Raw genomic sequence first — 21,812 nt, 5'->3', positions numbered from 1 at the left:
AGTGGCCGCCCCGGCGAGTGGCTGCCTACTCGGTCGATGAACGGGGCTTGCGATCAGGGTCTGCAAACGATGTGAGTTCGCGAATCAGGCGTAACTCGCGTGTTTGCCTGTTGCGCTCCAATGCCTGGAACTCTTCTGCCAACGAAGAGAGGGGCCTGTCAGGGTATTGGTCCGGTAGTTCGGATACCTGGGTCTGGTATGTGTGCTCGATGTCTGCAAAACGGTCGGCATAGGCTTGGCGCAAGTACTGGACCCAGCGCGGGTTGGCGGCGGCAAAATTCAGGAAATCCTCCGCCAGCTCGCGACGCTGCACTTCCAGCTCGGCATATGCCAACTCATCGATATTGGCATTGATCGCGTAGCGCAAGGTGTCGTTGGGTAGGCCCAGTTCAAGCGGGGCATTCAGTTCACGACGGTAGGTGAGGCGAACCTCCGCTTCATCCCGGTTGGCCGCCTCGCTTTGGGCAACCTCATCCAGGGCCTGCAAGCGATACAGGCGGCGCAGTTCCCGATAAAGGTTACCCTCGGTATCTGCCGCATCGATCTGCAGGCGCTGGTTGGCGATGTACAGTTCGATGTTCTGGAATACCAGCAGCGCGCCGTCGTGGCAGGTCTGGTCGCCATTGTCCTGCACCAGTGCTTCCCTGGCCTGAAGGTTGAACAACGCAAGGTCTTGCGTGTTGACTACTGCACTGCCCAGCACCTTGCGCACACGTTGGCAGAATGACACGCGGGTCTTGCCGTTCTGGTACGGGGCCGCGTTGCGCAGGCGACCGACCAGCGCCAGAAGATGCTCGGCTTCACCTGAACCCTGGAGTGTCTCCCAGCTGTCCCGCAGTGTTTCGTTTTCGAGGTCCGTCGCGAGCAGCCAGTCTTCCACATTGGGTGCATCAGCCATTGGGTCCAGGAAGGGTAAGTGGTGGTGGCCGCCCATCCCGCCCTCTCCCGATGACTCGCTCATGCTGTCGGACAGGTCGATGGCAAAGGTATAGCTGCGCTGGCTGTCGGAAGAGGCACGGGCGCGCATGACGGTTTCGTCCGTCAGTGGGTTACTGAACAACAGAATCGAGCTGATGGGGAAGTCGTTATCCAGGTTGGCCAGGATGTGCTCTGGCAGTTCGGTGAGCCGGTTATCACTCAGGTCCAGCATCTCCAGGGGCAGCAGTCCGTCTACCCAGGCCGGCCACTGGTCCAGGGCCATGCTGTTCAGGTCGAGGCGGCGAATCGTTTGCAACGCCTGCGGCGCGTGTGTGATCGTCCCCATGCGGTTGCCCGTGAGGTCCAGTGAATTGAGGTTGGGCAGACCGCCCAGGGTGTCGAGCACCTGCTGGTCGATCAGCAGGCCTGACTGGCGCAGGGCAATGTCGGTCAACCCAGGCAAGCGCAGAAGGGCAGAAGGCAACGTTTGCTCGGCGTGCTGGTAGTCGTCGATCGTCAGGCGCGTCACCCGCGCCAACCGGCTCAGCAATGCATCGAGCTGTGCGGTTGAGCCGCTGACGCGATCAAGCGCCAGGTTATGTACCTGCGCGGTGAAAAAGGCAGGCAAGCGTCTCGGGAAATGCTCCAGGTCAACATCGTTCAGGCGCAATGCCGCGCGCGTCAGCCCTATCTCCTGGTTATGCCAGAACTCGTTCAGTGCTGCTGCGATGCGGGTCCTGGCCGCCATGACCGCCTGGCTGACAGGGGCGGCCGAACTGGAGGCGTTTACATAGTTGTCGATGGCGTCGCGTAGCTGTTGGCGTTGTGCCAATTGGGCGGCCAGGCGCGCCCTGACGTCTTCAGGCTGGTCCATTTCGAAGCGAGAGGCGCGGCCATCTTCGCTCAGCATCACGCGCCTCACCTCATCCTCGAAGAGCGGATTGCCCTGCATCGAGACCAGCGCGTGCTCGGCAATATTGATGTGGTTATCCCGCAGAAAGTGCGGGAGGATCCTGATGTGGTTGTTGCGCAGGCCAATGTGATGCACCTGGGTCAGGGTATTGAACCCCACCCCCTCTGGCCAATGATCCAGTGCCATGTTGTCCAGGCCCAGGTAGTCCAGTGTCAGCTCGTTGAAGCGCGGGGGGTAATGCTCGGAAAACCGGTTGCCGCTCAGGTCCAGGCGTCGCAGCTGAGTGAGCCCTGCCAGGCTGTCGATGTCAGTCGAGGACAGTGAGATATTCTGGTTGGTCAGGCTGAGCGATTCGAGCGCCGGTAGACGCTGGGCGATCATCGGCAGGCTGAACTGCAGGGCGGAAGGCGTCCCTTCAGGCCGGTAGTTCCGGCTGATCTCCAGCGACCTCAGGTTTGCGAACTGTCGCGTCAGGCTGTGCAGTTGCGGGCCGTGCTGGTTCCAGCCTTCATAGTTTTCGGGTGACGTTTCTATCAGTTGCAGGTCCGTGACGCTGGCGCTGAAAAATTCAGGCAGTTCGAGCGGAAACTGCGCCAAGGACAGGCGTTCAAGGCGAAGCGGCCCGACGGCATCGCTGGCCGTCAGGAATGCGCGGTCATACCAGTGCTGGGTAATGGCGTTCATCAACCGCTCGAAGTCATCCGGGGGCTGATGGGGCATCCGTGCGGCCAGCTGGCGCCAGTCAGCCAGGCGGCTTTGCAGCTGGTTGCGTTGCTCCAGCAGCACGCTGAGCATGTCATCGATCTGGGCGCGGGTCAGGTTTCTGTTTTCCAGCGCTGCCAGGGTCTGTTCGGCGGGGCGAGGAATGGGGGCGTATTGGCCAATCTGGCGTATTGAATTGAGCAATGTTTGCCTCGAGATGCTGGCAACGCGCGGGCGATTGCCACCCAGCGGGTAACCCAAGCGACCATCTGCCAGGCGCATTGGCGAGCGAAAGCCCGGGCGCACGCTCTGCATGCCGAGGACCTTGCGCAATGCCGCGCGGGGTAACAGAGGCGCCTGTTGAACCCTGCGTCTGAGCGCCTGCTCATTCTCAACACCCAGCGCCTCACGTTGCTCGGCAGTCAATACTTCGAACAGCGCTCCGGGTAATGAGCTGTGCACCGAAAGCAGATCGTCGGGCCGGGTACTGTCCATGACCACGTAACCCGCACGTGCGCTGATGATCAACGTGGTCGCGGGTACTTCGCTGGCGCCGATGCTGGCGACCTGGGCGGGCGAGTGCTGACGCTGCTCAACGGTGATGGGGGTCTCGGTTGACCAGCCGGGGAGCTGCTCCAGGGTGTGCAAGACGAGTACATCGCTGTCCCAGTTACGCACGCTCTCCAGGTAGAGCCCTTCGTAGGCGCGGTTCAGCCTGACCTGCTGCGCAAGGCAACGAACCTCTTCGGCGAGCCGGGTGGGGACTTTGCCATGGGCCAGCTCAGCCCGTTCGGAGGGGCTGGCATGGCGCAACAACTCTTCGGTGAGGGGCGCTGGAAGCTGTGGGTAGCGAGATTGGATCACTTCGGCGCCGGGCACCCGGGGCGTGGGCAGCGCTCGATAGTGCCTCTCGAATTCGCTGTGGAGCACGTTCGGCTCAGCCAATTCAGGGCGTTGCTCAAGTGCCTGATAGAGCTTGAAGCGCGACAGGGTGTCTTCCAACTGCGCGGGTAAGCGCTGACTGTCGCACAGCGCCCTGCGCAGCACATCCTCCTGCGTGCCACTTACGCGCAGGATACGCAGTGCAGTCTCATCGTCGAAATGCGCGCCAAGGTGGCCAGCGCGCCTGAACAAGGGCAGTTCTGGCCATTGCTCGGGCCGGTCCGCGGGGAGCAGCCAGGCGCCAGCACCGTTGTGGCGCAGCGGTGGTTCATAGCTGAGTGCCTTGCTGGGGTGCACAAGGCGGTATTCAGTGCTGCCAGGCGCCTGCGTGACTGAGTAGGTGTTGCCTTCGATTGCCAACCAGGCCTTGCCATCATGGTGATACAGGCCGAACTCATCCGCCTGCAGGCCAGCCGGCAGCACGGTGTCATGGGCGAACGGCCGGGCGTCCGGTAACCACAGACGGCTACCGCCATCGGGCATGACCACAGGCTCGAGCTCCTCGATGAACGAGGGCATGTCCACGGGTATCTTCTCGACGGCCGGGGTGCCATCGGCCGCGCCTGTTGCCACGGCCACTGCGGTGAGTGCGACGTTCTCGACGATGTCCATCAGGTAGTCGAGCGCTTGCTCACGATCGCCGTCGGCCCAGTTCTCGATGCCCTCGAAAACCTCGTAGCTGAGTTGAATCAGTGACAGACCAAGCATCAACTGGCCCAGGCCAGGCACGACGAAGGCACCGAGGTTCAAAGCGCCCAATGCCAGTTGGGCAAAGTAGGCCCTGCGCTTTTCGGTGGTTTTTTGATCTTCCTGGGCCGTTGAAACGGCATGGTACGAGGCATCGTCCATGCGCCGTTGGCGTTTCTGGCTGACCAGTTCGTCGAGCAGCGAGCGGTTGAAGGGCTGCAGCGTCACCGCTACCCATGCTTCGGGGTCACGTACGCGGTTGGTCTGGTCACCCTGGTGCGTCGGGGATGGCTGCACACGGCTCCAATCAACCGGTTGCAGGCAGTCGCGTAGTTTTTCCATGAAGGTGGCGCTGTCGCGGGCAGGTACGCCCTGCTGCAGATGGCGGATCTGCATTGCCCACAGTTGCTCGCGCAAGTGCACTTGAACTTCAAGAACAGTGCTGTGCACTTTCAGCGGCACTGGCGCGCCCGGCAGATAGGTTACCAGGACGTTCTTGTACGGAAGGCGAGTTATGTCGTAGCTCAGAAACAACTCGGGAAAAGGCACCACGCCGATCACCAGCGCGCCGGTCACCGACACGTCGAACAGCTTGAGGAACGCCCACCGCATGGGGCTTTCCAGGTAGTGCACCTCGTCGCCCCGGATGAGCTTCAACAAGGCCTCATACAGTAGCAGGTCGAGCATGTTGCTCAGGTAGGCCCTGTGCAGTTCGAGACGAAAGGCGCATTGCTCAGCCTTGCCAAGCGTCTCGTTTACCGCTGCGCCATCACCCCCGGAGTCCGGCTGGTAGACGGCAGCGAGCAACGCCTGATACTGGCCGCCGATGTCCAGCTCGCGGACTAAGGAGGCAAAAGCCTGCGGGGCTATCTGAACCGGCTTGCCGGTGGGCAGCTGCGCCAGGAACTGATGGCTGTCGAGCACCACGGACTTCAACGTCTGGCCATCGAGACCGCCAGGCTCGGCTTCGGCCGCTTCAAAATTTTGCAGGGCGCAATGCAGCAGGCTCTGGGTGGCCAGCTTGAACGCCCGCTGGGCAGCGGTGAACGGGTCTGCACCCATGCTTGCCTGATAGGCTTCGGCCTTGCCGGCGTTGAACAGGTAGGTCCGGGTGACATCCAGCGCCAGGCCGAAGCGCGCGTCGATGGCCGAGGTCAGCTGTTCCCTGGCGAATGTCTCCAGGTCGGGAAGGGCTTTGAACAGTGCGTTTGCGTCGCTGCTGGCGTGCCTATAGGCCTCATATTCCCTGGCCAGCTTGCGGGCATCAGCCGGTTGCTCCTGGCAAGCCTTGGCAAACCAGGGGGCAGGGGTGTTCAGTGCTGTGCGCATGTGCTGATGGGTGGCAGGCGTGGTACTGACCATCCAGGCTGGGATTTTACCCTCGATCAGGGCCTGAGGATGGGAAGTGTCATCGCTGGCGTCGGGAAGGTGAGTCATTGGCTAGCCTCGCTTGGTAAAGCAGCGAGGCTAGCCAGCGTGGCCTGTGGCATGTGCATAACATGATCTGAGCACAGACACATGCTCTAAGCGCAATTCAGGTTTATGATGCCAAACGGCAGACTTAATCCTCACACGGAGTGCGCAATGCAGACCCTCTACCCGCAGATCAAACCCTACGCCCGGCACGATCTGGCCGTGGAAGCGCCGCATGTGCTGTATGTCGATGAAAGCGGCTCGCCTGAAGGTCTGCCGGTGGTGTTCATCCACGGTGGCCCGGGTGCCGGTTGCGATGCCCAGAGCCGCTGCTACTTCGACCCCAACCTGTACCGTATCATCACCTTCGACCAGCGTGGCTGTGGCCGCTCCACGCCGCACGCGAGCCTGGAGAACAACACCACCTGGCACCTGGTCGAGGACCTGGAGCGTATCCGCAAGCACCTGGGCATCGACAAGTGGGTGCTTTTTGGTGGTTCGTGGGGGTCGACCCTGGCCCTGGCCTACGCCCAGACCCACCCTGAGCGCGTGCATGGCCTGATCCTGCGCGGCATCTTCCTGTGCCGCCCGCAGGAGATCGAGTGGTTCTACCAGGAAGGCGCCAGCCGCCTGTTCCCCGACTACTGGCAGGACTACATTGCACCGATCCCGCCTGAAGAGCGCGGTGACCTGGTCAAGGCCTTCCACAAGCGCCTGACCGGCAACGACCAGATCGCCCAGATGCACGCCGCCAAGGCCTGGTCCACCTGGGAGGGCCGCACCGCTACGCTGCGCCCCAACCCGCTGGTGGTCGACCGCTTCTCCGAGCCGCAGCGCGCGCTGTCGATTGCCCGCATCGAATGCCACTATTTCATGAACAATGCCTTCCTCAAGCCGGACCAACTGATCCGCGACATGCCGAAGATCGCCCACCTGCCGGCGGTGATCGTGCATGGCCGCTACGATGTGATCTGCCCGCTGGACAACGCCTGGGCGCTGCACCAGGCCTGGCCCAACAGCGAGCTGAAGGTCATTCGCGATGCTGGCCACGCGGCCTCTGAGCCGGGCATCACCGATGCCTTGGTGCGCGCTGCCGAGCAGATGGCCCGTCGCCTGCTCGACCTGCCCCTGGAAGAAGCGTGAGGGCGCTGCTACAGCGTGTGCGTGGCGCACGGGTAGAGGTTGCCGGGGAGGTCGTCGGTGCCATCGACCATGGCCTGTTGGTGCTGGTGGCGGTCGAGCCTGAAGATTCCCGCGAATCGGCCGATAAGCTGCTGCACAAGCTGCTTAACTATCGGGTGTTCAGCGATGAGCAGGGCAAGATGAACCTGTCGCTCAAGGATGTCGGCGGCGGTTTGTTGCTGGTGTCCCAGTTCACGCTGGCGGCAGATACCCGCAACGGCATGCGGCCGAGCTTCTCGACGGCGGCGCCACCGGCCCTCGGTGCCGAGCTGTTCGACTATCTTTTAGAGCAGGCGAAGGGCAAGCACGCCGATGTGGCGAGTGGGCAATTTGGCGCAGACATGCAGGTGCAACTGGTCAATGATGGCCCCGTAACATTTATGTTACAAATGTGAGGCTAAAAAACCCCTTGTTTGTCGGAAAACAAGGGGTTTTGTACGATAAATAGTTAGTCCAGCCTGATGCGTTGTCACGCGACCTGCTGGATAATCGCGCGCTGCATGGACCTGCGTTCGCAGGTTCGTTTCACTCTGACTCGAGTATTGTCTGGATCCGTTTGGGGAATCATTGCGCCCTTACGGGGTCCGAACAGTGCTCGCCAACCCGGCATTTGTAGCTGGCCGTTGGTTTCATGATCTGTTTTCGGCGAGGGTTGCTCGTGATTGTTAGTCCCCATAAAGCATCAAGAATCCCCGGCATTCGGCTACGCAAGGCCCTGATGGCCAGCGTGGCACTGGTCGGCCTGATGAGCGCGGGCCAGCTGTGGGCATTCAATCTTGACGATGTTGCAGCCAAGGCAAAGGATCTGGCCGGCCAGAAGTACGAAGCACCGAAGAGCAATCTGCCGGCAGTCTTCCGCGACATGAAGTTCGCCGACTACCAGAAGATTCACTTCCTGCAGGAAAAGGCCGAGTGGGCCAAGGACAAGACCCCCTTCAAGCTGTCCTTCTATCACCAGGGCATGCATTTCGACACCCCGGTGAAAATCAACGAAGTCACCGCCTCCAAGGTCGAGGAAATCAAGTACGACCCGAGCCGTTTCGAGTTCGGTGACGTGCCGCACGACCCGGAAACCACCAAGAACCTGGGCTATGCCGGTTTCCGCGTGCTTTACCCGATCAACAAGGCCGACAAGCAGGACGAGATCATGACCCTGCTTGGCGCCAGCTACTTCCGCGTGGTCGGCAAGGGCCATGTATATGGCCTGTCGGCCCGTGGCCTGGCCATCGACACCGCGCTGCCGTCGGGTGAAGAGTTCCCGCGGTTCACCGAGTTCTGGGTCGAGAAGCCAAAGCCTGCCGACAAGCACCTGGTGATCTATGCCCTGCTGGACTCGCCGCGCTCCACCGGTGCCTACAAACTGACCCTGCGTCCGGGCAGCGACACCGTGGTCGACGTCAAGTCGCGGGTCTACCTGCGTGACCACGTCAGCCGCCTGGGCATCGCACCGCTCACCAGCATGTACCTGTTCGGCCCTAACCAGCCGTCCAAGGTCATGAACTACCGCCCGGCCCTGCACGATTCCGAAGGCCTGTCGATCCATGCCGGTAACGGCGAGTGGCTGTGGCGCCCGCTGAACAACCCGAAACACCTGGCTGTCAGCAACTTCAGCGTCGAGAACCCGCGTGGCTTCGGCCTGATGCAGCGTCATCGCGACTTCAAGGACTATGAAGACCTCGACGACAACTACCAGAAGCGTCCAAGCGCCTGGATCGAGCCCAAGGGCGACTGGGGCAAGGGTACCGTCGACCTGGTTGAAATCCCGACCGCCGACGAGACCAACGACAACATCGTGGCGTTCTGGAGCCCCGAGGCCCTGCCAGAGCCTGGCAAGCCGTTCGAGTACGACTACCGCCTGCACTGGACCATCAACGAGGCCCAGTTCCAGGCCCAGGACGTGGCCTCGGTCACCCAGACCCTGCGCTCCACCGGTGACGTCAAACAGTCCAACCTGATTCGTCAGCCTGACGGCAGCGTGGCGTTCATCGTCGACTTCGCTGGAGCCAACCTGGCCGCCCTGCCGGAAGACACCGCAGTACGCAGCCAGATCAGCGTCGGCGACAATGCCGAGGTGGTCGAGAACAACCTGCGCTATAACCCAGAGAGCAAGGGCTGGCGCCTGACCCTGCGGCTGAAGGTCAAGGAAGCCAACAAATCGACGGAAATGCGCGCTGCGCTGGTTCGCGACGTGCCTGTCGAACCCGCCAAGCCTGCTACCAAGGACGCCAAGCAGGACAAGGCCGCTGCCCAGCACGCCAAGGCCGAGAAAAACGCCAAGGCCGAACAACCTGCCGCCGACGCGGCGTCCACCAACGGGACCCCGGCCACCACCGAACAAGTGCTGACCGAGACCTGGAGCTATCAGTTGCCTGCCGATGAGTAACTCAAGCGCAAGGCCGGAATCGCTTGGCGAATACCTGGCCCACCTCCCACTGAGCGATGAGCAGCGTGCGGAACTCGCCAGCTGCTCCTCGTTCGGTGAGCTGCACCAACGCCTGGCGGCCAACCCGGCCGCCAACGCCGCCGAGGCCGTGCAGGCTTCGGTGGGCCCGCGGCTGACCGTGGGCAGCGCCGCCGAGCTTGAAGAAGCCGAAATGCTCGGCGTCGACGGCAGCGGCCGGCTGTGCCTGAAAATCGCACCGCCGATCAAGCGCACCCGTGTGGTGCCCGAGCCATGGCGCACCAACGTGCTGATCCGCATGTGGCGGCGCATGACCGGGCGCACCAACGCGCCGCAGCCAGAGCAGCGCGAGCTGCCCAAGGCCCGTTGGCGCACGGTTGGTTCGATCCGCCGCTATATCCTGCTGACCCTGATGATCGGCCAGACCATCGTCGCCGGCTGGTACATGAAGGGCATCCTGCCGTATCAGGGCTGGTCGTTCGTCGACCTCGACGAGATCGTCAACCAGTCGCTGTGGGAAACCGTCGTGCAGGTGTGGCCGTATGCCCTGCAGACCTCCATCCTGATTCTCTTCGGCATCCTGTTCTGTTGGGTGTCGGCGGGCTTCTGGACGGCGCTGATGGGTTTCCTTGAGCTGCTCACCGGGCGCGACAAGTACCGCATTTCCGGCAGCAGTGCCGGCAGTGAGCCGATCGCGCCCGAGGCCCGTACCGCGCTGGTCATGCCCATCTGCAACGAAGATGTGCCGCGGGTGTTCGCAGGCCTGAGGGCAACGTTCGAATCGGTAGCCGCCAGCGGCAACCTCGACCGTTTCGACTTCTTCGTGCTCAGCGACACCAACGACACCGACATTGCCGTCGCCGAGCAACAGGCCTGGCTGGACGTGTGCCGCGAAACCAAGGGCTTCGGCCACATCTTCTACCGCCGCCGTCGGCGTCGGGTGAAGCGCAAGAGCGGCAACCTCGACGACTTCTGCCGTCGCTGGGGCGGCGAGTACAAGTACATGGTCGTGCTCGACGCTGACAGCGTCATGAGCGGCGAGTGCCTGAGCAGCCTGGTGCGCCTGATGGAGGCCAACCCGGACGCCGGCATCATCCAGACCGCGCCCAAGGCGTCGGGCATGGACACCCTGTATGCGCGCATGCAGCAGTTCGCCACCCGTGTGTACGGCCCGCTGTTCACCGCCGGCCTGCACTTCTGGCAGCTGGGCGAGTCGCACTACTGGGGCCACAACGCGATCATCCGCATGAAGCCGTTCATCGAGCACTGCGCCCTGGCGCCGTTGCCGGGCAAGGGCGCCTTCGCCGGTGCCATCCTCTCCCACGACTTCGTCGAAGCCGCGCTGATGCGCCGTGCCGGCTGGGGCGTGTGGATCGCCTATGACCTGCCGGGTAGTTACGAAGAGTTGCCGCCGAACCTGCTCGACGAGCTCAAGCGTGACCGCCGCTGGTGCCACGGCAACCTGATGAACTTCCGCCTGTTCCTGGTCAAGGGCATGCACCCGGTGCACCGTGCGGTGTTCCTCACCGGCGTGATGTCGTACCTGTCGGCGCCGTTGTGGTTCTTCTTCCTGGTGCTGTCGACCGCGCTGCTGGCGACCAACACGCTGATGGAGCCGCAATACTTCATCGAACCGTACCAGCTTTACCCGCTGTGGCCTCAGTGGCACCCGGAAAAAGCCGTTGCGCTGTTCTCCACCACCATCGTGCTGCTGTTCCTGCCCAAGCTGCTGAGCATCATCCTGATCTGGGCCAAGGGTGCCACCGAGTTTGGCGGGCGTGTCAAAGTCACCCTGTCGATGCTGATGGAGATGCTGTTCTCCATGCTGCTGGCGCCGGTCCGGATGATCTTCCACACCCGCTTCGTGCTGGCCGCGTTCCTCGGCTGGGCCGCGACCTGGAACTCGCCGCAGCGTGACGACGACTCCACGCCGTGGAGCGAGGCCGTTCGCCGCCATGGCCCGCAGACCCTGCTGGGCTTTGCCTGGGCAGCGCTGGTGGCCTGGCTGAACCCGAGCTTCCTGTGGTGGTTGGCGCCGATCGTGGGTTCGCTGGTGCTGTCGATCCCGGTGTCGGTGATCTCCAGCCGTACCCGCCTGGGCCTGGCGGCCAAGGACGAGAAGCTGTTCCTGATCCCTGAGGAATACGCAACGCCGCAGGAGCTGCTGGCAACTGACCAGTACACCCACGAGAACCGTTGGCATGCCCTGCACGACGGTTTTGTGCGGGCAGTGGTCGACCCGCGGCAGAATGCCCTGGCTTGCGCCATGGCGACGGCTCGCCACGGCCAGGCTGCTGCGATCGAAGCGCTGCGTGCCGAGCGTGTGGCCAAGGCGCTGGACGTTGGGCCGCAAGGGCTGGACCTGAATACCCGCCTGGCCTTGCTGAGCGACCCGGTCGCCTTGGCGCGCCTGCATGATCGGGTCTGGGCCGAGCACAACGCTGCCTGGATCGATGTGTGGCGTGCTTCGATCAACAACGACCCGCATTCGCCGTTGTTGCCGTTGCATCCTGAGAATGAAGGCCAGCCGGCACTCGTCGGCGCCTGATCCATAGCATTCGCGGGGCAAGCCCGCTCCCACTGCGACTTCACAGTGCTTCAATGCTGTGCTGTCCCTGTGGGAGCGGGCTTGCCCCGCGAAGCTTCAGACCGGCCATGCAATCGATTTTGGCCAACAAAGTCCCCCCCGGCTCTAGGTCCCTGAGCCGCCATGCGTTAGCATCCGTCTCCGATAGACGCTTCGGCCAGTACGGCCGTGCCAACAATAAGATTTGCTTCTTTTTTTGCTAGGGGACTTGGTGATGATCAAGAAATACCTTTCGCGACTGCTGGTCGGTGTTACCGCCCTGGTCGCCGTCTCGGCAGCCCAGGCTGGCGCCATCGAAGACGCGGTCAAGCGCGGCACCCTGAAAGTGGGCATGGACCCAACCTACATGCCGTTCCAGATGACCAACAAGCGTGGCGAGATCATCGGCTTCGAGGTCGATATCCTCAAGGCCATGGCCAAGTCCATGGGTGTCAAGCTGGAGACCGTCTCCACCGCCTATGACGGCATCATCCCGGCCCTGCTGACCAACAAGTTCGACATGATCGGCAGCGGCATGACCCTGACCCAGGAACGCAACCTGCGCCTGAACTTCAGCGAACCCTTCATCGTGGTCGGCCAGACCCTGCTGATCCGCAAGGAACTGGCGGGCGAGATCAAGACCTACAAAGACCTGAACAACGAGAAGTACCGCATCACCTCCAAGCTCGGTACCACCGGCGAGATGGTTTCCAAGAAGTTGATCGCCAAAGCCAAGTACCACGGCTACGACAACGAGCAGGAAGCGGTGATGGATGTGGTCAACGGCAAGGCCGACGCCTTCGTCTACGATGCACCCTACAACGTGGTGGCGGTGGAGAAGGCCGGCGCTGGCAAGCTGCTGTTCCTCGAAGAACCCTTCACCTACGAGCCGCTGGCATTCGGCCTGAAGAAAGGCGACTACGACAGCATCAACTTCATCAACAACTTCCTGCACCAGATCAAGCATGACGGGACCTACGATCGTATCCACGACAAGTGGTTCAAGAACAAGGACTGGCTGAAGGAAATGGAATAAGAAGTAGCCGCAAGCCGCAAGCTGCAAGCTGCAAGAGGAGGTGGGCCAATACGCGGTCTGGTTTTCCTTGCAGCGTGTAGCTTGCGGCTTTCCGCTTTCTGGAGTAACCCCGTGATCAAACACAAGAAAGCCCAGTGGCCCTGGCACGCGCTGACTGCGCTGGTGCTGGTTGGCCTGGCGGTCAGTCTGTATCTGGCCACCTCGATGATGTCCTATGAGTGGCGCTGGAACCGCGTCCCTCAGTATTTTGCCTACCAGGCCGAAGACGCCCAGCGCGCCGCCAGCAATGGCACCGTGCAGGACATCGTCATCTCCGGTGACACCGCCCGCGTCTCGCTCAAGGGCGAAGACGGCGCTGAGCAGGTGCTCGATGTGGACAGCAACAGCCTGCAACTGAGCCGTGGCGATGACGTCGCCGAAGGCGACCAGGTCGGTGTGACCCGCCACTGGGCGGCTGGCCCGTTGGCGTGGGGCCTGTGGACCACGCTGTGGTTGTCGGTGGTGTCGGGCGCCCTGGGCCTGGTGATCGGCCTGTTCGCGGGCCTGTGCCGGTTATCGAACAACCCGACCCTGCGTGACTTGTCGACGGTGTACGTCGAACTGGTGCGGGGCACACCGCTGCTGGTACAGATCTTCATCTTCTACTTCTTCATTGGCACCGTGCTCAACCTGTCCCGCGAATTCGCCGGGGTTGCGGCGCTGGCGCTGTTCACCGGGGCCTATGTGGCCGAGATCGTCCGCGCCGGTGTGCAGTCGATCGCCCGCGGCCAGAACGAGGCGGCCCGCTCGCTGGGCTTGAACGCCAGCCAGTCGATGCGCCATGTGATCCTGCCTCAGGCCTTCAAACGCGTGCTGCCGCCGTTGGCCGGCCAGTTCATCAGCCTGGTCAAGGACACCTCGCTGGTCTCGGTGATCGCCATTACCGAACTGACCAAGAGCGGCCGCGAGGCCATCACCACCTCGTTCTCGACCTTCGAGATCTGGTTCTGCGTGGCAGGCCTGTACCTGCTGATCAACCTGCCGCTGTCGCACCTGGCCAGCCGGCTCGAGCGGAGGCTTGCGCAAAGTGATTGAAGTCCGTGACCTGGTAAAAGTCTTCGACACCCGCGGCCAAGTGGTTCGCGCGGTAGACAATGTCACCACGCGTGTGGCCAAGGCCGAAGTGGTGGTGGTGCTTGGCCCGTCGGGTTCGGGCAAGTCGACCTTCCTGCGCTGCCTCAACGGCCTGGAGCATTTCGACGAAGGCCATGTGGCCATCGACGGCCTGCAACTGGCCGACCCGAAGACCGACATCAACGCCTACCGCCGCGAAGTCGGCATGGTGTTCCAGCATTTCAACCTGTTCCCGCACATGACCGTGCTGGAGAACCTGTGCCTGGCGCAGAAGGTGGTGCGCAAGCGCGGCAAGGCCGAGCGTGAGGCCAAGGCCCGGGCGCTGCTGGAGAAGGTCGGTATCGCGCAGAAGGCCAACGAGTACCCGTCGCGGTTGTCCGGCGGCCAGCAGCAGCGCGTGGCGATTGCCCGTGCCTTGGCCATGGAGCCGAAGGTGATGCTGTTCGATGAGCCGACCTCGGCGCTCGACCCGGAAATGGTCGGCGAAGTGCTGGATGTGATGAAGACCCTGGCTCAGGAAGGCATGACCATGGTCTGCGTTACCCACGAGATGGGCTTTGCCCGGGAAGTGGCTGACCGGGTGCTGTTCTTCGACCATGGCAAGTTGCTGGAAGATGCCTCGCCGGCGCAGTTCTTCGATACGCCGAAGGACCCGCGGGCGCAGGCGTTCTTGCGCCAGGTGCTGTAACCGCTTGGGGGCGCATTGCGCCCCCGGCAATCTCAAAGGCTGAATCGCCCGACCATCCCCCGCAACTGCCGCCCCAGTTGCTCCAGCTCGCCACTCGAAGCCGCCGTCTGTTCACTGGCCGCACTGGTCTGGTCAGACACATCGCGCACATTCAGCACACTGCGGTTGATCTGCTCGGCCACCACGCTCTGTTCTTCGCTGGCCGTGGCAATCTGCTGGTTCATGCCCTGGATACTCGACACCGTATCGGTGATCTGCCCCAGCGCATGCCCTGCCTTGCGGCTCAGCTCGACACTCTGCTCGGTCAGGCGCTTGCTGTTGTCGAGCAGGTGCGTGACCTCGTCTGTGCCGCTGTGCAGGCTTTCGATCAGTTGTTCGATCTCCTCGGTCGACTGCTGGGTCCGTTGCGCCAGCCCGCGTACCTCATCGGCGACCACCGCAAAACCACGCCCGGCTTCACCGGCCCGGGCTGCTTCGATCGCTGCGTTCAAGGCCAGCAGGTTGGTTTGTTCGGACACCGACTTGATCACATCGAGGATGCTGCCGATGCGCTGGCTTTCGCCCGCCAGATGCTGCATGGCTGCCAGGCAATCGTCCATCTGCCCGGCCAGTTGCTCGATGCGGCTGATGGCTTCGGCCACCACCTGATCGCCCACCTGCGCCTGCTGGTCGGCATTGGTTGCGGCCAGCGATGCTTGTTCGGCGTTCTGCGCCACCTCTTGCACGGTCGCGCTCATCTGGTTCATGGCGGTGGCCACCTGGTCGGTTTCTTCGCGTTGCTGGCTGATGCGCAGCTTGGTGTCCTCACTGCTGGCGGCCAGTTGCGTGGCCGCCTGTGACAGGTGGCCGACACCTTGGTCGATGCCGCCGATCAGCTCGCGCAGGCTCAAGGTCATGTCGCGCATGCTGGACTGCAACTGGCCCATCTCGTCACGGCGCAGCACCGGCTCGACCTGGCTCAGGTCGCCCTTGCTGATACGCGCGGCCACGGCCAGTGTCTGGCGCAGCGGCTGGGTAATCTGCAGGGTGATCAGCCAGCCGGCGATGACCCCCACCACCAGCGCCAGCACGGCCACGCTGGTCAGCAACGAGCGGGCTGCCAGGGCCTCGCTGTCGCGTTGCTCGACCTTGCGCTCGCCCAACTCCACGCTGACGGCGCTTAACTCATCACCCATGTTTTCCATGTTGCCTTGCAACTGCTCGACCCGCACGGCGGCGCTACGGTACTGGTCCAGGCGGGTGCGGTACTTGGCCAACTCGACACCGGGCTGTTCCGTCAGCGTGCGTGGCAGGCCCAGGGGCGCTAGACCCTTGAGCAACTGGCCAAGGCTGCTGTCGGCGGCGTCAAGTGCGCCATCGCCGACCTTGGCGAAACCCTCGACGGGCGAGAAGGTATAGGCGGGTACCAGGCTCTGCTGGTTGGCGCCGTCGACGTGACGGCTGAGGGTATCCATCAGGCCCAGCACGCCGCTTTGCTGGCTGTCGGCAGGCATCTTCAGCAAGGCCTGGGTCTGCAGTTCGTCGATGACGTCGTTGAGTTTCTGCTCCTGCGCCTGCATGGCCTCGCGCAGCGCGTGCCGCTGTGCGACCGTGCGCTGCAGTTCGGCGAAGTCGTCGCGCAGGCGCTGCAACAATTGCAGCTTCTGGGTGAGCATCTGGCGTGAATCATCGACATGGCTGCGTTGCTGCAGGGTGGTCAGCATGCCTTCGAGCTGGTCGAGGATACGCATGATGCGCGACTTGCTGGCGTCGTCGCCGAGCACGCGATAGGTGATGCGCTCTGCGCGCAGGTCCTTGACCAGGTCGTTGATCAGGCCGATTTCACTGAGTTGTTCCGAGCGGGTGATAGCGCCATCCAGCGCGCGCCAGCCGCTGAGGGTGGTGGCCAGGGTAAGCAGCAAGACCACGGCGAAGCCGAGGGCAAGCTTGGCGCCGACACCGACGTTGCCGAGCCTGCGGTTGAGGTAGCCGAGCATGATGAGTCTCCGTCCGTTTGAGAGAGGGCATGCCGGCGCAATGCCGGCATGACACCCCTGCCCATCGGCCGCGGAGGCGTAGGACTTGACCTGATAATCCCGTAGGAAAATTCAGCAAAGACTGTATGAATTTCTGCAGGCCCGCCGCGACGCTTGTGTAGGAGCGGCCTTGCGTCGCGAACGGGGCGCGTAGCGCCCCCAGCACTCTCTGCGGCGAAGCTGAAAAACCAGGGCCGCTACGCGCCCCGATCGCGACGCAAGGCCGCTCCTACACCACGCCCGCAGGCCTTGCACGATCAGAGCCTGAACCGCCCTACCAGCCCTTGCAGGTGCGTGCCCAACCGCGCCAGTTCCACACTGGAGCTGGCCGTCTCTTCACTGGCCGCCGAGGTCTGATCGGAGATATCCCGCACATTCATCACGCTGCGGTTGATCTCCTCGGCCACCGCGCTCTGTTCTTCCGCCGCCGTGGCAATCTGCTGGTTCATCGCCTGGATCGACGACACGGTACGGGTGATGGTCTCCAGAGAGCCCCCGGCGCGGCGGGTCAGTTCGACACTGCTGTCGGTCAGCTGGCGGCTGTTGTCCATCACGCTGGCCACACGTTGCGTGCCGCTTTGCAAGCCGGCAATCAGCTCTTCGATTTCTTCGGTCGACTGCTGCGTACGCTGGGCCAGGCTGCGCACTTCGTCGGCGACTACGGCAAAGCCACGGCCGGCCTCGCCGGCCCGTGCTGCCTCGATCGCCGCGTTGAGGGCCAGCAGGTTGGTCTGCTGGGCCACCGACTTGATCACATCGAGCACGCTGCCGATCTTGTCGCTCTCGGCCTTGAGCAGGTTCATCGCTTCGCTGGAGTTGGCCACCTCAGAGGCCAGGCGCTCGATCTGGGCCACCGCCTCACCCACCACCCGATCACCCTCGCGGGCTTGTTGGTCGGCCATCAACGCGGCTTCCGAGGCCTGTTCGGCATTGCGTGCCACCTCGTGCACGGTGGCGGTCATCTGGTTCATGGCCGTCGCCACCTGGTCGGTTTCTACCTTCTGGTTGTTGACCCCGGCGCTGGTCTGCTCGGTCACCGCCGACAGTTCCTCGGCGGCGCTGGCGATTTGCGTGACACCGTCGCCGATGCCGCCGATCAACTCACGCAGGCCCTGGGTCATGCGCTGCATGCTGGCCTGCAACTGGCCCAGTTCGTCGCGGCGTTGTACCGGCAAGTCCTGGCTCAGGTCGCCACTGGCCACGCGCTCGGCAGCGTTCAGGGTCTGGCGCAGCGGGATGATGATCTGCCGGGTGATGGCCCAGGCCGCCAGCAGCCCCAACGCCAGGGCCAGGGCGGTGGCGGCGGCGAGCAGGGTCTTGGCCTGGCTGGCACCGGCGTTGCGCACTGCCGTCTGTGAAGTGGTTATCGTCTGGCTGGTCTGCAGCAGCACCGAGCCCTGGTCGGCCATGTGTTGCAGCGCCTGCTCGCTGGCAGCCTGCGCACTGCCGAACTGGTTGACCGCGTCACGGTAGCCGGCCAGGGCGGTGGCGGCATCGTCGAGGCTGGCGGCATGTTCGGCGGGCACCTTGGCCGGCAGCGCCTTGAGTTGGGCCAGGGCCTGGTCGATGGCCTTCAGTGCGGTCTGCTGGTACTGCGCATCGCCGCTGTAGGTATAGCCACGGACCTGGAAGCGCGCTTGTTGCAGCAGTGCGCTGACGTCCACCGCATACTGGTATTGGCTGATATCGCCGCCCTGCAGCAGGCCCCGCTGGACCCGGCCGACCAGCTCGACGGCCTTGTCGGCGCTGTCGCCAAGCACGGCACGGCTGGCCTCGCGGCGCTGGCCGGCCTGTTTCAGGTCGTTGAACGCTTGTTGATAGATGCGCACGGCCTCGCGCTGTTGTTCGAGGCGCTGGCGGTCGGCGGGGAGTTCGATCTGGCCCAGCATCAGTTGCACCTGGCGATCAAGATTGGCCAGGGCCTTTTCCAGCTCGGCCACAGCGGCGTCATTGCGGTCGCGCTGGTAATGCTGGCGGGCGATGCGCAGTTCCTGGGTGTATTGCTGGATCACCGAGATATTACCCAGCTTGTCGCCGCGGTCGATGACGCTGTCCAGGCCGTGCCAGCCGGTCAGGGTAATGGCCAGGGTCAGTAGCAGTACCAGGCCGAAGCCCAGCCCCAGCTTGCGATTGACGCTTACATTTCCCAGCACGTGGGCTAACCATCGGTACATGTTCGACTCCCCGGTAACTTGGCAGCACGGTTAATTATTGTGTTGCCAAGGCATCGGCCCGGGAGAGAGAAACTTGATGGGTGAAAAGCCTGACGATTGCGTCAGAAAATACGCGATAACAGCGCGATTACGGCAGTCTCCACGCGCAGGATGCGCTCACCCAGTTGCACAGGCGCAAGGCCAGCCTTGCCCAGCAGCTCGACTTCATAGGGGATCCAGCCACCCTCCGGGCCGATGGCCAGGGTCACCGCTTGCTCGACGGCCCGCGGGCAGGCAGGGTAGGGGCCGGGGTGGCCCACCAGGCCCAAGGTGCCTTCGGCGATGGCCGGCAGGCGGTCTTCGACGAACGGCTTGAAGCGCTTCTCGATGATCACCTCGGGCAACACCGTGTCGCGGGCCTGCTCCAGGCCCAGGATGAGGTTTTCGCGAATATTTTCGGGGTTAAGGAAAGGCGTTTGCCAGAAACTCTTTTCGACCTTGTAGCTGTTCACCAGGATCAGGCGCTCGACACCCAGGGTGGCGACGGTCTGGAACAGCCGGCGCAACATTTTCGGCCGCGGCACCGCCAGCACCAGGGTCAGCGGCAGCTTGGCCGGTGGCGGCTGGTCGAAGCCCACTTGCAGTTCCGCTTCATGGCCTTCCAGGCGCACCACGGTGGCGCGGCCCATCAACCCGTTGACCTGCCCGACGCGCAGGCTATCGCCCACCGCTACCCGGTGAATCTCCTGCATGTGGGTGAAACGCCGGTCGGCCAGGACCACGCGGTCGGCCGCGATGAAATCGGCTTGTTCGAGTAACAGCAGGTTCACGGTTGCGTCGCAGGGGGTTGGTCGTTGTGATCGTTCGCGGCTTCATCGTGCTCGCTGCGCTTGCGGATCAGGCTGCCACACAGCACACCGACCTCGAACAACAGCCACATGGGCACTGCCAGCAAGGTCTGGGAGAAGATGTCCGGTGGGGTCAGGACCATGCCGACCACGAAGCAGCCGATGATCACGTAAGGGCGAACCTTCTTCAGGTACTTCACGTCGACCACGCCGATCCACACCAGCAACACCACGGCCACCGGGATCTCGAAGGCAACGCCAAAGGCGAAGAACAGGGTCATGACGAAGTCGAGGTAGCTGGCGATGTCGGTCATCATCGACACGCCCTCCGGGGTGGCGCTGGCGAAGAAGCCGAAAATCAGCGGGAACACCAGGAAATAGGCGAAGGCCATGCCGGCGTAGAACAGGAAGATGCTCGACACCAGCAGCGGAATGGCAATGCGTTTTTCATGGCGATACAGCCCGGGTGCAATGAAGCCCCAGATCTGTTGAAGAATGAACGGGATCGCCAGGAACAACGACACGATCATGGTCAACTTGAACGGCGTGAGGAACGGCGAGGCCACGTCGGTGGCGATCATCGTCGCATTGGCCGGCAGGTGGTCGCGCAGCGGCGCCGAGACCAGGGTGTAGATCTGCTGGGCGAAGGAGAACAACCCGGCAAAGATCAGGAAGATGACGGCGACACAACGCAGCAGGCGGGTGCGCAGTTCGGTCAGGTGCGAGACCAGCGGCATGGGCTGGTCGTGTTCCGGATTTTCGCTCATGGGGCTCGCGGCGGTTGTGGCGGTTCAGAGGGTGCGGCCGGGGCGGCAGGCGTGGCGTCTGGCGTAGCTTCGAGCCCTGCGGGAGGTTGCACCGTGGCCGTGGTGACCGGTGGCTGCACCGCTGGCGTCTGCGGGTTGAGGATGCGCCGGGCTTCCTCTTCCATGTGCAGGATGTGCTCGTTGTGCAGCTGCCGACGGATATCGTCGGCGCCGATCTCGCGCTCGACTTCCATCTTGATGCTGTTGAAGCTGCGCTTGAGGCGCCCGATCCACAGCCCGGCCGTACGCGCGGCGCCGGGCAGGCGCTCGGGGCCGAGCACCAGCAGGGCGACGAGGCCGACGAGCAGCAGCTCACTGAAACTGATGCCGAACATGGGTCAGTCTTTCCGCTGTGGCTCTTGGACCGGCTGGGCCTGGCCCTCAATGGTGTGGCCCTGGGCTTGCTGGGCAGTGTTCTGCACTGGCGGAACGGGCTGTGCAGGCGGCGGCGTCTGCTCGGCCGGCTTGTTCTCTTCGTCGCTCATGGCCTTGCGAAAGCCCTTGATCGACTCGCCGAGGTCGCTGCCGAAGTTTTTCAGCTTCTTGGTGCCGAACACCAGCACCACCACCACCAGCAGTACAATCCAGTGTTTCCAGTCAAAGATACCCATGTTGCTCTCCTAGAATTCTATTCAGTCAGGCGGAAGGTTGACGCGCAGCCTTCTCGTCATGCCCGGAAAGCCCGAAACGGCGCTCCAGTTCATCGAGCACGGCCTGTGGATGCTGCCCCAACGCGCTGAGCATCACCATGCTATGAAACCACAGGTCGGCGGTTTCATAGATGACATCGCTGTAATCCTTGCTGATCGCAGCATCCTTGGCGGCAATGATCGTCTCGATGGACTCTTCGCCGAGCTTTTCGAGGATCTTGTTCAGGCCCTTGTGATGCAGGCTTGCCACGTAGGAGCTGTCGGGCGCCGCGTGCTTGCGTTGTTCAAGCACTTCGGCCAGGCGGTTGAGGGTGTCGCTCATGTCAGTGTCCTGCGCTATAGATGGCGTCCGGGTCCTTCAGGACCGGGTCGACGGTTTGCCATTGGCCGTCTTCGTAGACGCGGTAGAAGCAGCTTTCGCGGCCGGTATGGCAGGCGATATGGCCCAGTTGCTCGACCATCAGGATGATCACGTCGGCATCACAGTCCAGGCGCATTTCGTGCAATTTCTGTACATGGCCGGACTCCTCGCCCTTGCGCCACAGTTTGCCACGCGAGCGCGACCAGTAGATGGCGCGTTGCTCGGCGGCAGTCAGGGCCAGGGATTCGCGGTTCATCCAGGCCATCATCAGCACGCGTCCGGTCTTGTGGTCCTGGGCAATGGCCGGTACCAGGCCATCGCTGTTCCACTTGATCTCGTCCAGCCAGTCTTTCATCGTCGACTCCAAAACGGACCCGCTCCTGTGCCGGGCCCTTTGCGCTAGTGTGCCAGCCAGAGG

Annotated in this window: 16 protein-coding genes; 7 read left to right on the top strand and 9 right to left on the bottom strand. The window is 63.0% G+C overall.

All coding sequences use genetic code 11. The annotated features are described in order from the left end of the window. Window positions 1-25 precede the first annotated feature (25 nt). Window positions 26-5,599 (bottom strand): DUF6543 domain-containing protein, encoded by a 5,574-nt coding sequence (locus HU766_RS02010; protein ID WP_186652887.1) that lies wholly within the window; start codon window positions 5,597-5,599, stop codon window positions 26-28. Window positions 5,600-5,746: 147 nt separating this feature from the next. Between HU766_RS02010 and pip the strand changes: the two genes are divergently transcribed. From pip to HU766_RS01975, 7 genes are all read left to right on the top strand, one after another. Continuing rightward, a complete protein-coding gene (pip, locus tag HU766_RS02005) occupies window positions 5,747-6,718 on the top strand; it encodes a prolyl aminopeptidase (RefSeq protein ID WP_033701946.1) in 972 nt (323 codons plus the stop codon). Beyond that, window positions 6,715-7,152, top strand: coding sequence for a D-aminoacyl-tRNA deacylase (dtd, locus tag HU766_RS02000; protein WP_186652886.1), 438 nt, complete (start codon window positions 6,715-6,717; stop codon window positions 7,150-7,152). The genes pip and dtd overlap by 4 nt, the downstream gene beginning before the upstream one ends. 263 nt (window positions 7,153-7,415) lie before the next feature. Next, window positions 7,416-9,140 carry a glucan biosynthesis protein G gene (locus HU766_RS01995; protein WP_309475604.1) on the top strand — a complete coding sequence of 575 codons (1,725 nt, stop codon included), beginning with the start codon at window positions 7,416-7,418 and terminating at the stop codon, window positions 9,138-9,140. Further along, window positions 9,133-11,706 carry a glucans biosynthesis glucosyltransferase MdoH gene (gene mdoH, locus HU766_RS01990; protein WP_186652884.1) on the top strand — a complete coding sequence of 858 codons (2,574 nt, stop codon included), beginning with the start codon at window positions 9,133-9,135 and terminating at the stop codon, window positions 11,704-11,706. Before HU766_RS01995 ends, mdoH begins: the two co-directional genes overlap by 8 nt. Before the next feature lie 256 nt (window positions 11,707-11,962). After that, window positions 11,963-12,760 (top strand): transporter substrate-binding domain-containing protein, encoded by a 798-nt coding sequence (locus HU766_RS01985; RefSeq protein WP_186652955.1) that lies wholly within the window; start codon window positions 11,963-11,965, stop codon window positions 12,758-12,760. 111 nt (window positions 12,761-12,871) lie between these two features. After that, complete coding sequence (locus tag HU766_RS01980) at window positions 12,872-13,834, top strand: amino acid ABC transporter permease (RefSeq protein ID WP_186652883.1); 963 nt, start codon at window positions 12,872-12,874, stop codon at window positions 13,832-13,834. After that, window positions 13,827-14,561 (top strand): amino acid ABC transporter ATP-binding protein, encoded by a 735-nt coding sequence (locus HU766_RS01975; protein ID WP_033702582.1) that lies wholly within the window; start codon window positions 13,827-13,829, stop codon window positions 14,559-14,561. The genes HU766_RS01980 and HU766_RS01975 overlap by 8 nt, the downstream gene beginning before the upstream one ends. A gap of 32 nt (window positions 14,562-14,593) precedes the next feature. On the opposite strand, the gene HU766_RS01970 is transcribed toward HU766_RS01975, so the two are convergent. The 8 genes from HU766_RS01970 to hisI all read right to left on the bottom strand — a co-directional run bounded on the left by HU766_RS01970 (window position 14,594) and on the right by hisI (window position 21,749). Further along, window positions 14,594-16,537 (bottom strand): methyl-accepting chemotaxis protein, encoded by a 1,944-nt coding sequence (locus tag HU766_RS01970; protein WP_186652882.1) that lies wholly within the window; start codon window positions 16,535-16,537, stop codon window positions 14,594-14,596. Window positions 16,538-16,833: 296 nt separating this feature from the next. Continuing rightward, a complete protein-coding gene (locus HU766_RS01965) occupies window positions 16,834-18,750 on the bottom strand; it encodes a methyl-accepting chemotaxis protein (protein WP_186652880.1) in 1,917 nt (638 codons plus the stop codon). Window positions 18,751-18,851: 101 nt separating this feature from the next. Further along, on the bottom strand, window positions 18,852-19,559 hold the full coding sequence (locus tag HU766_RS01960) for a 16S rRNA (uracil(1498)-N(3))-methyltransferase (RefSeq protein WP_186652872.1): 708 nt from the start codon (window positions 19,557-19,559) through the stop codon (window positions 18,852-18,854). After that, window positions 19,556-20,344 carry a twin-arginine translocase subunit TatC gene (gene tatC / locus HU766_RS01955; RefSeq protein ID WP_033701938.1) on the bottom strand — a complete coding sequence of 263 codons (789 nt, stop codon included), beginning with the start codon at window positions 20,342-20,344 and terminating at the stop codon, window positions 19,556-19,558. Before tatC ends, HU766_RS01960 begins: the two co-directional genes overlap by 4 nt. Continuing rightward, window positions 20,341-20,718 carry a Sec-independent protein translocase protein TatB gene (gene tatB, locus HU766_RS01950; protein WP_186652869.1) on the bottom strand — a complete coding sequence of 126 codons (378 nt, stop codon included), beginning with the start codon at window positions 20,716-20,718 and terminating at the stop codon, window positions 20,341-20,343. Before tatB ends, tatC begins: the two co-directional genes overlap by 4 nt. Before the next feature lie 3 nt (window positions 20,719-20,721). Continuing rightward, window positions 20,722-20,994: a twin-arginine translocase TatA/TatE family subunit gene (locus HU766_RS01945; protein WP_033701936.1), complete on the bottom strand. Its 273-nt coding sequence runs from the start codon at window positions 20,992-20,994 to the stop codon at window positions 20,722-20,724. Between the two features lie 25 nt (window positions 20,995-21,019). Continuing rightward, window positions 21,020-21,355: a phosphoribosyl-ATP diphosphatase gene (locus HU766_RS01940; RefSeq protein ID WP_033701935.1), complete on the bottom strand. Its 336-nt coding sequence runs from the start codon at window positions 21,353-21,355 to the stop codon at window positions 21,020-21,022. A gap of 1 nt (window position 21,356) precedes the next feature. Continuing rightward, complete coding sequence (hisI, locus tag HU766_RS01935; protein ID WP_033701934.1) at window positions 21,357-21,749, bottom strand: phosphoribosyl-AMP cyclohydrolase; 393 nt, start codon at window positions 21,747-21,749, stop codon at window positions 21,357-21,359. Window positions 21,750-21,812 lie beyond the last annotated feature (63 nt).

The sequence above is a fragment of the Pseudomonas sp. SWRI77 genome (genome assembly GCF_014269105.1).
GTDB lineage: Bacteria > Pseudomonadota > Gammaproteobacteria > Pseudomonadales > Pseudomonadaceae > Aquipseudomonas > Aquipseudomonas capeferrum.
This window is presented reverse-complemented; position numbering and strand designations above follow the sequence as displayed.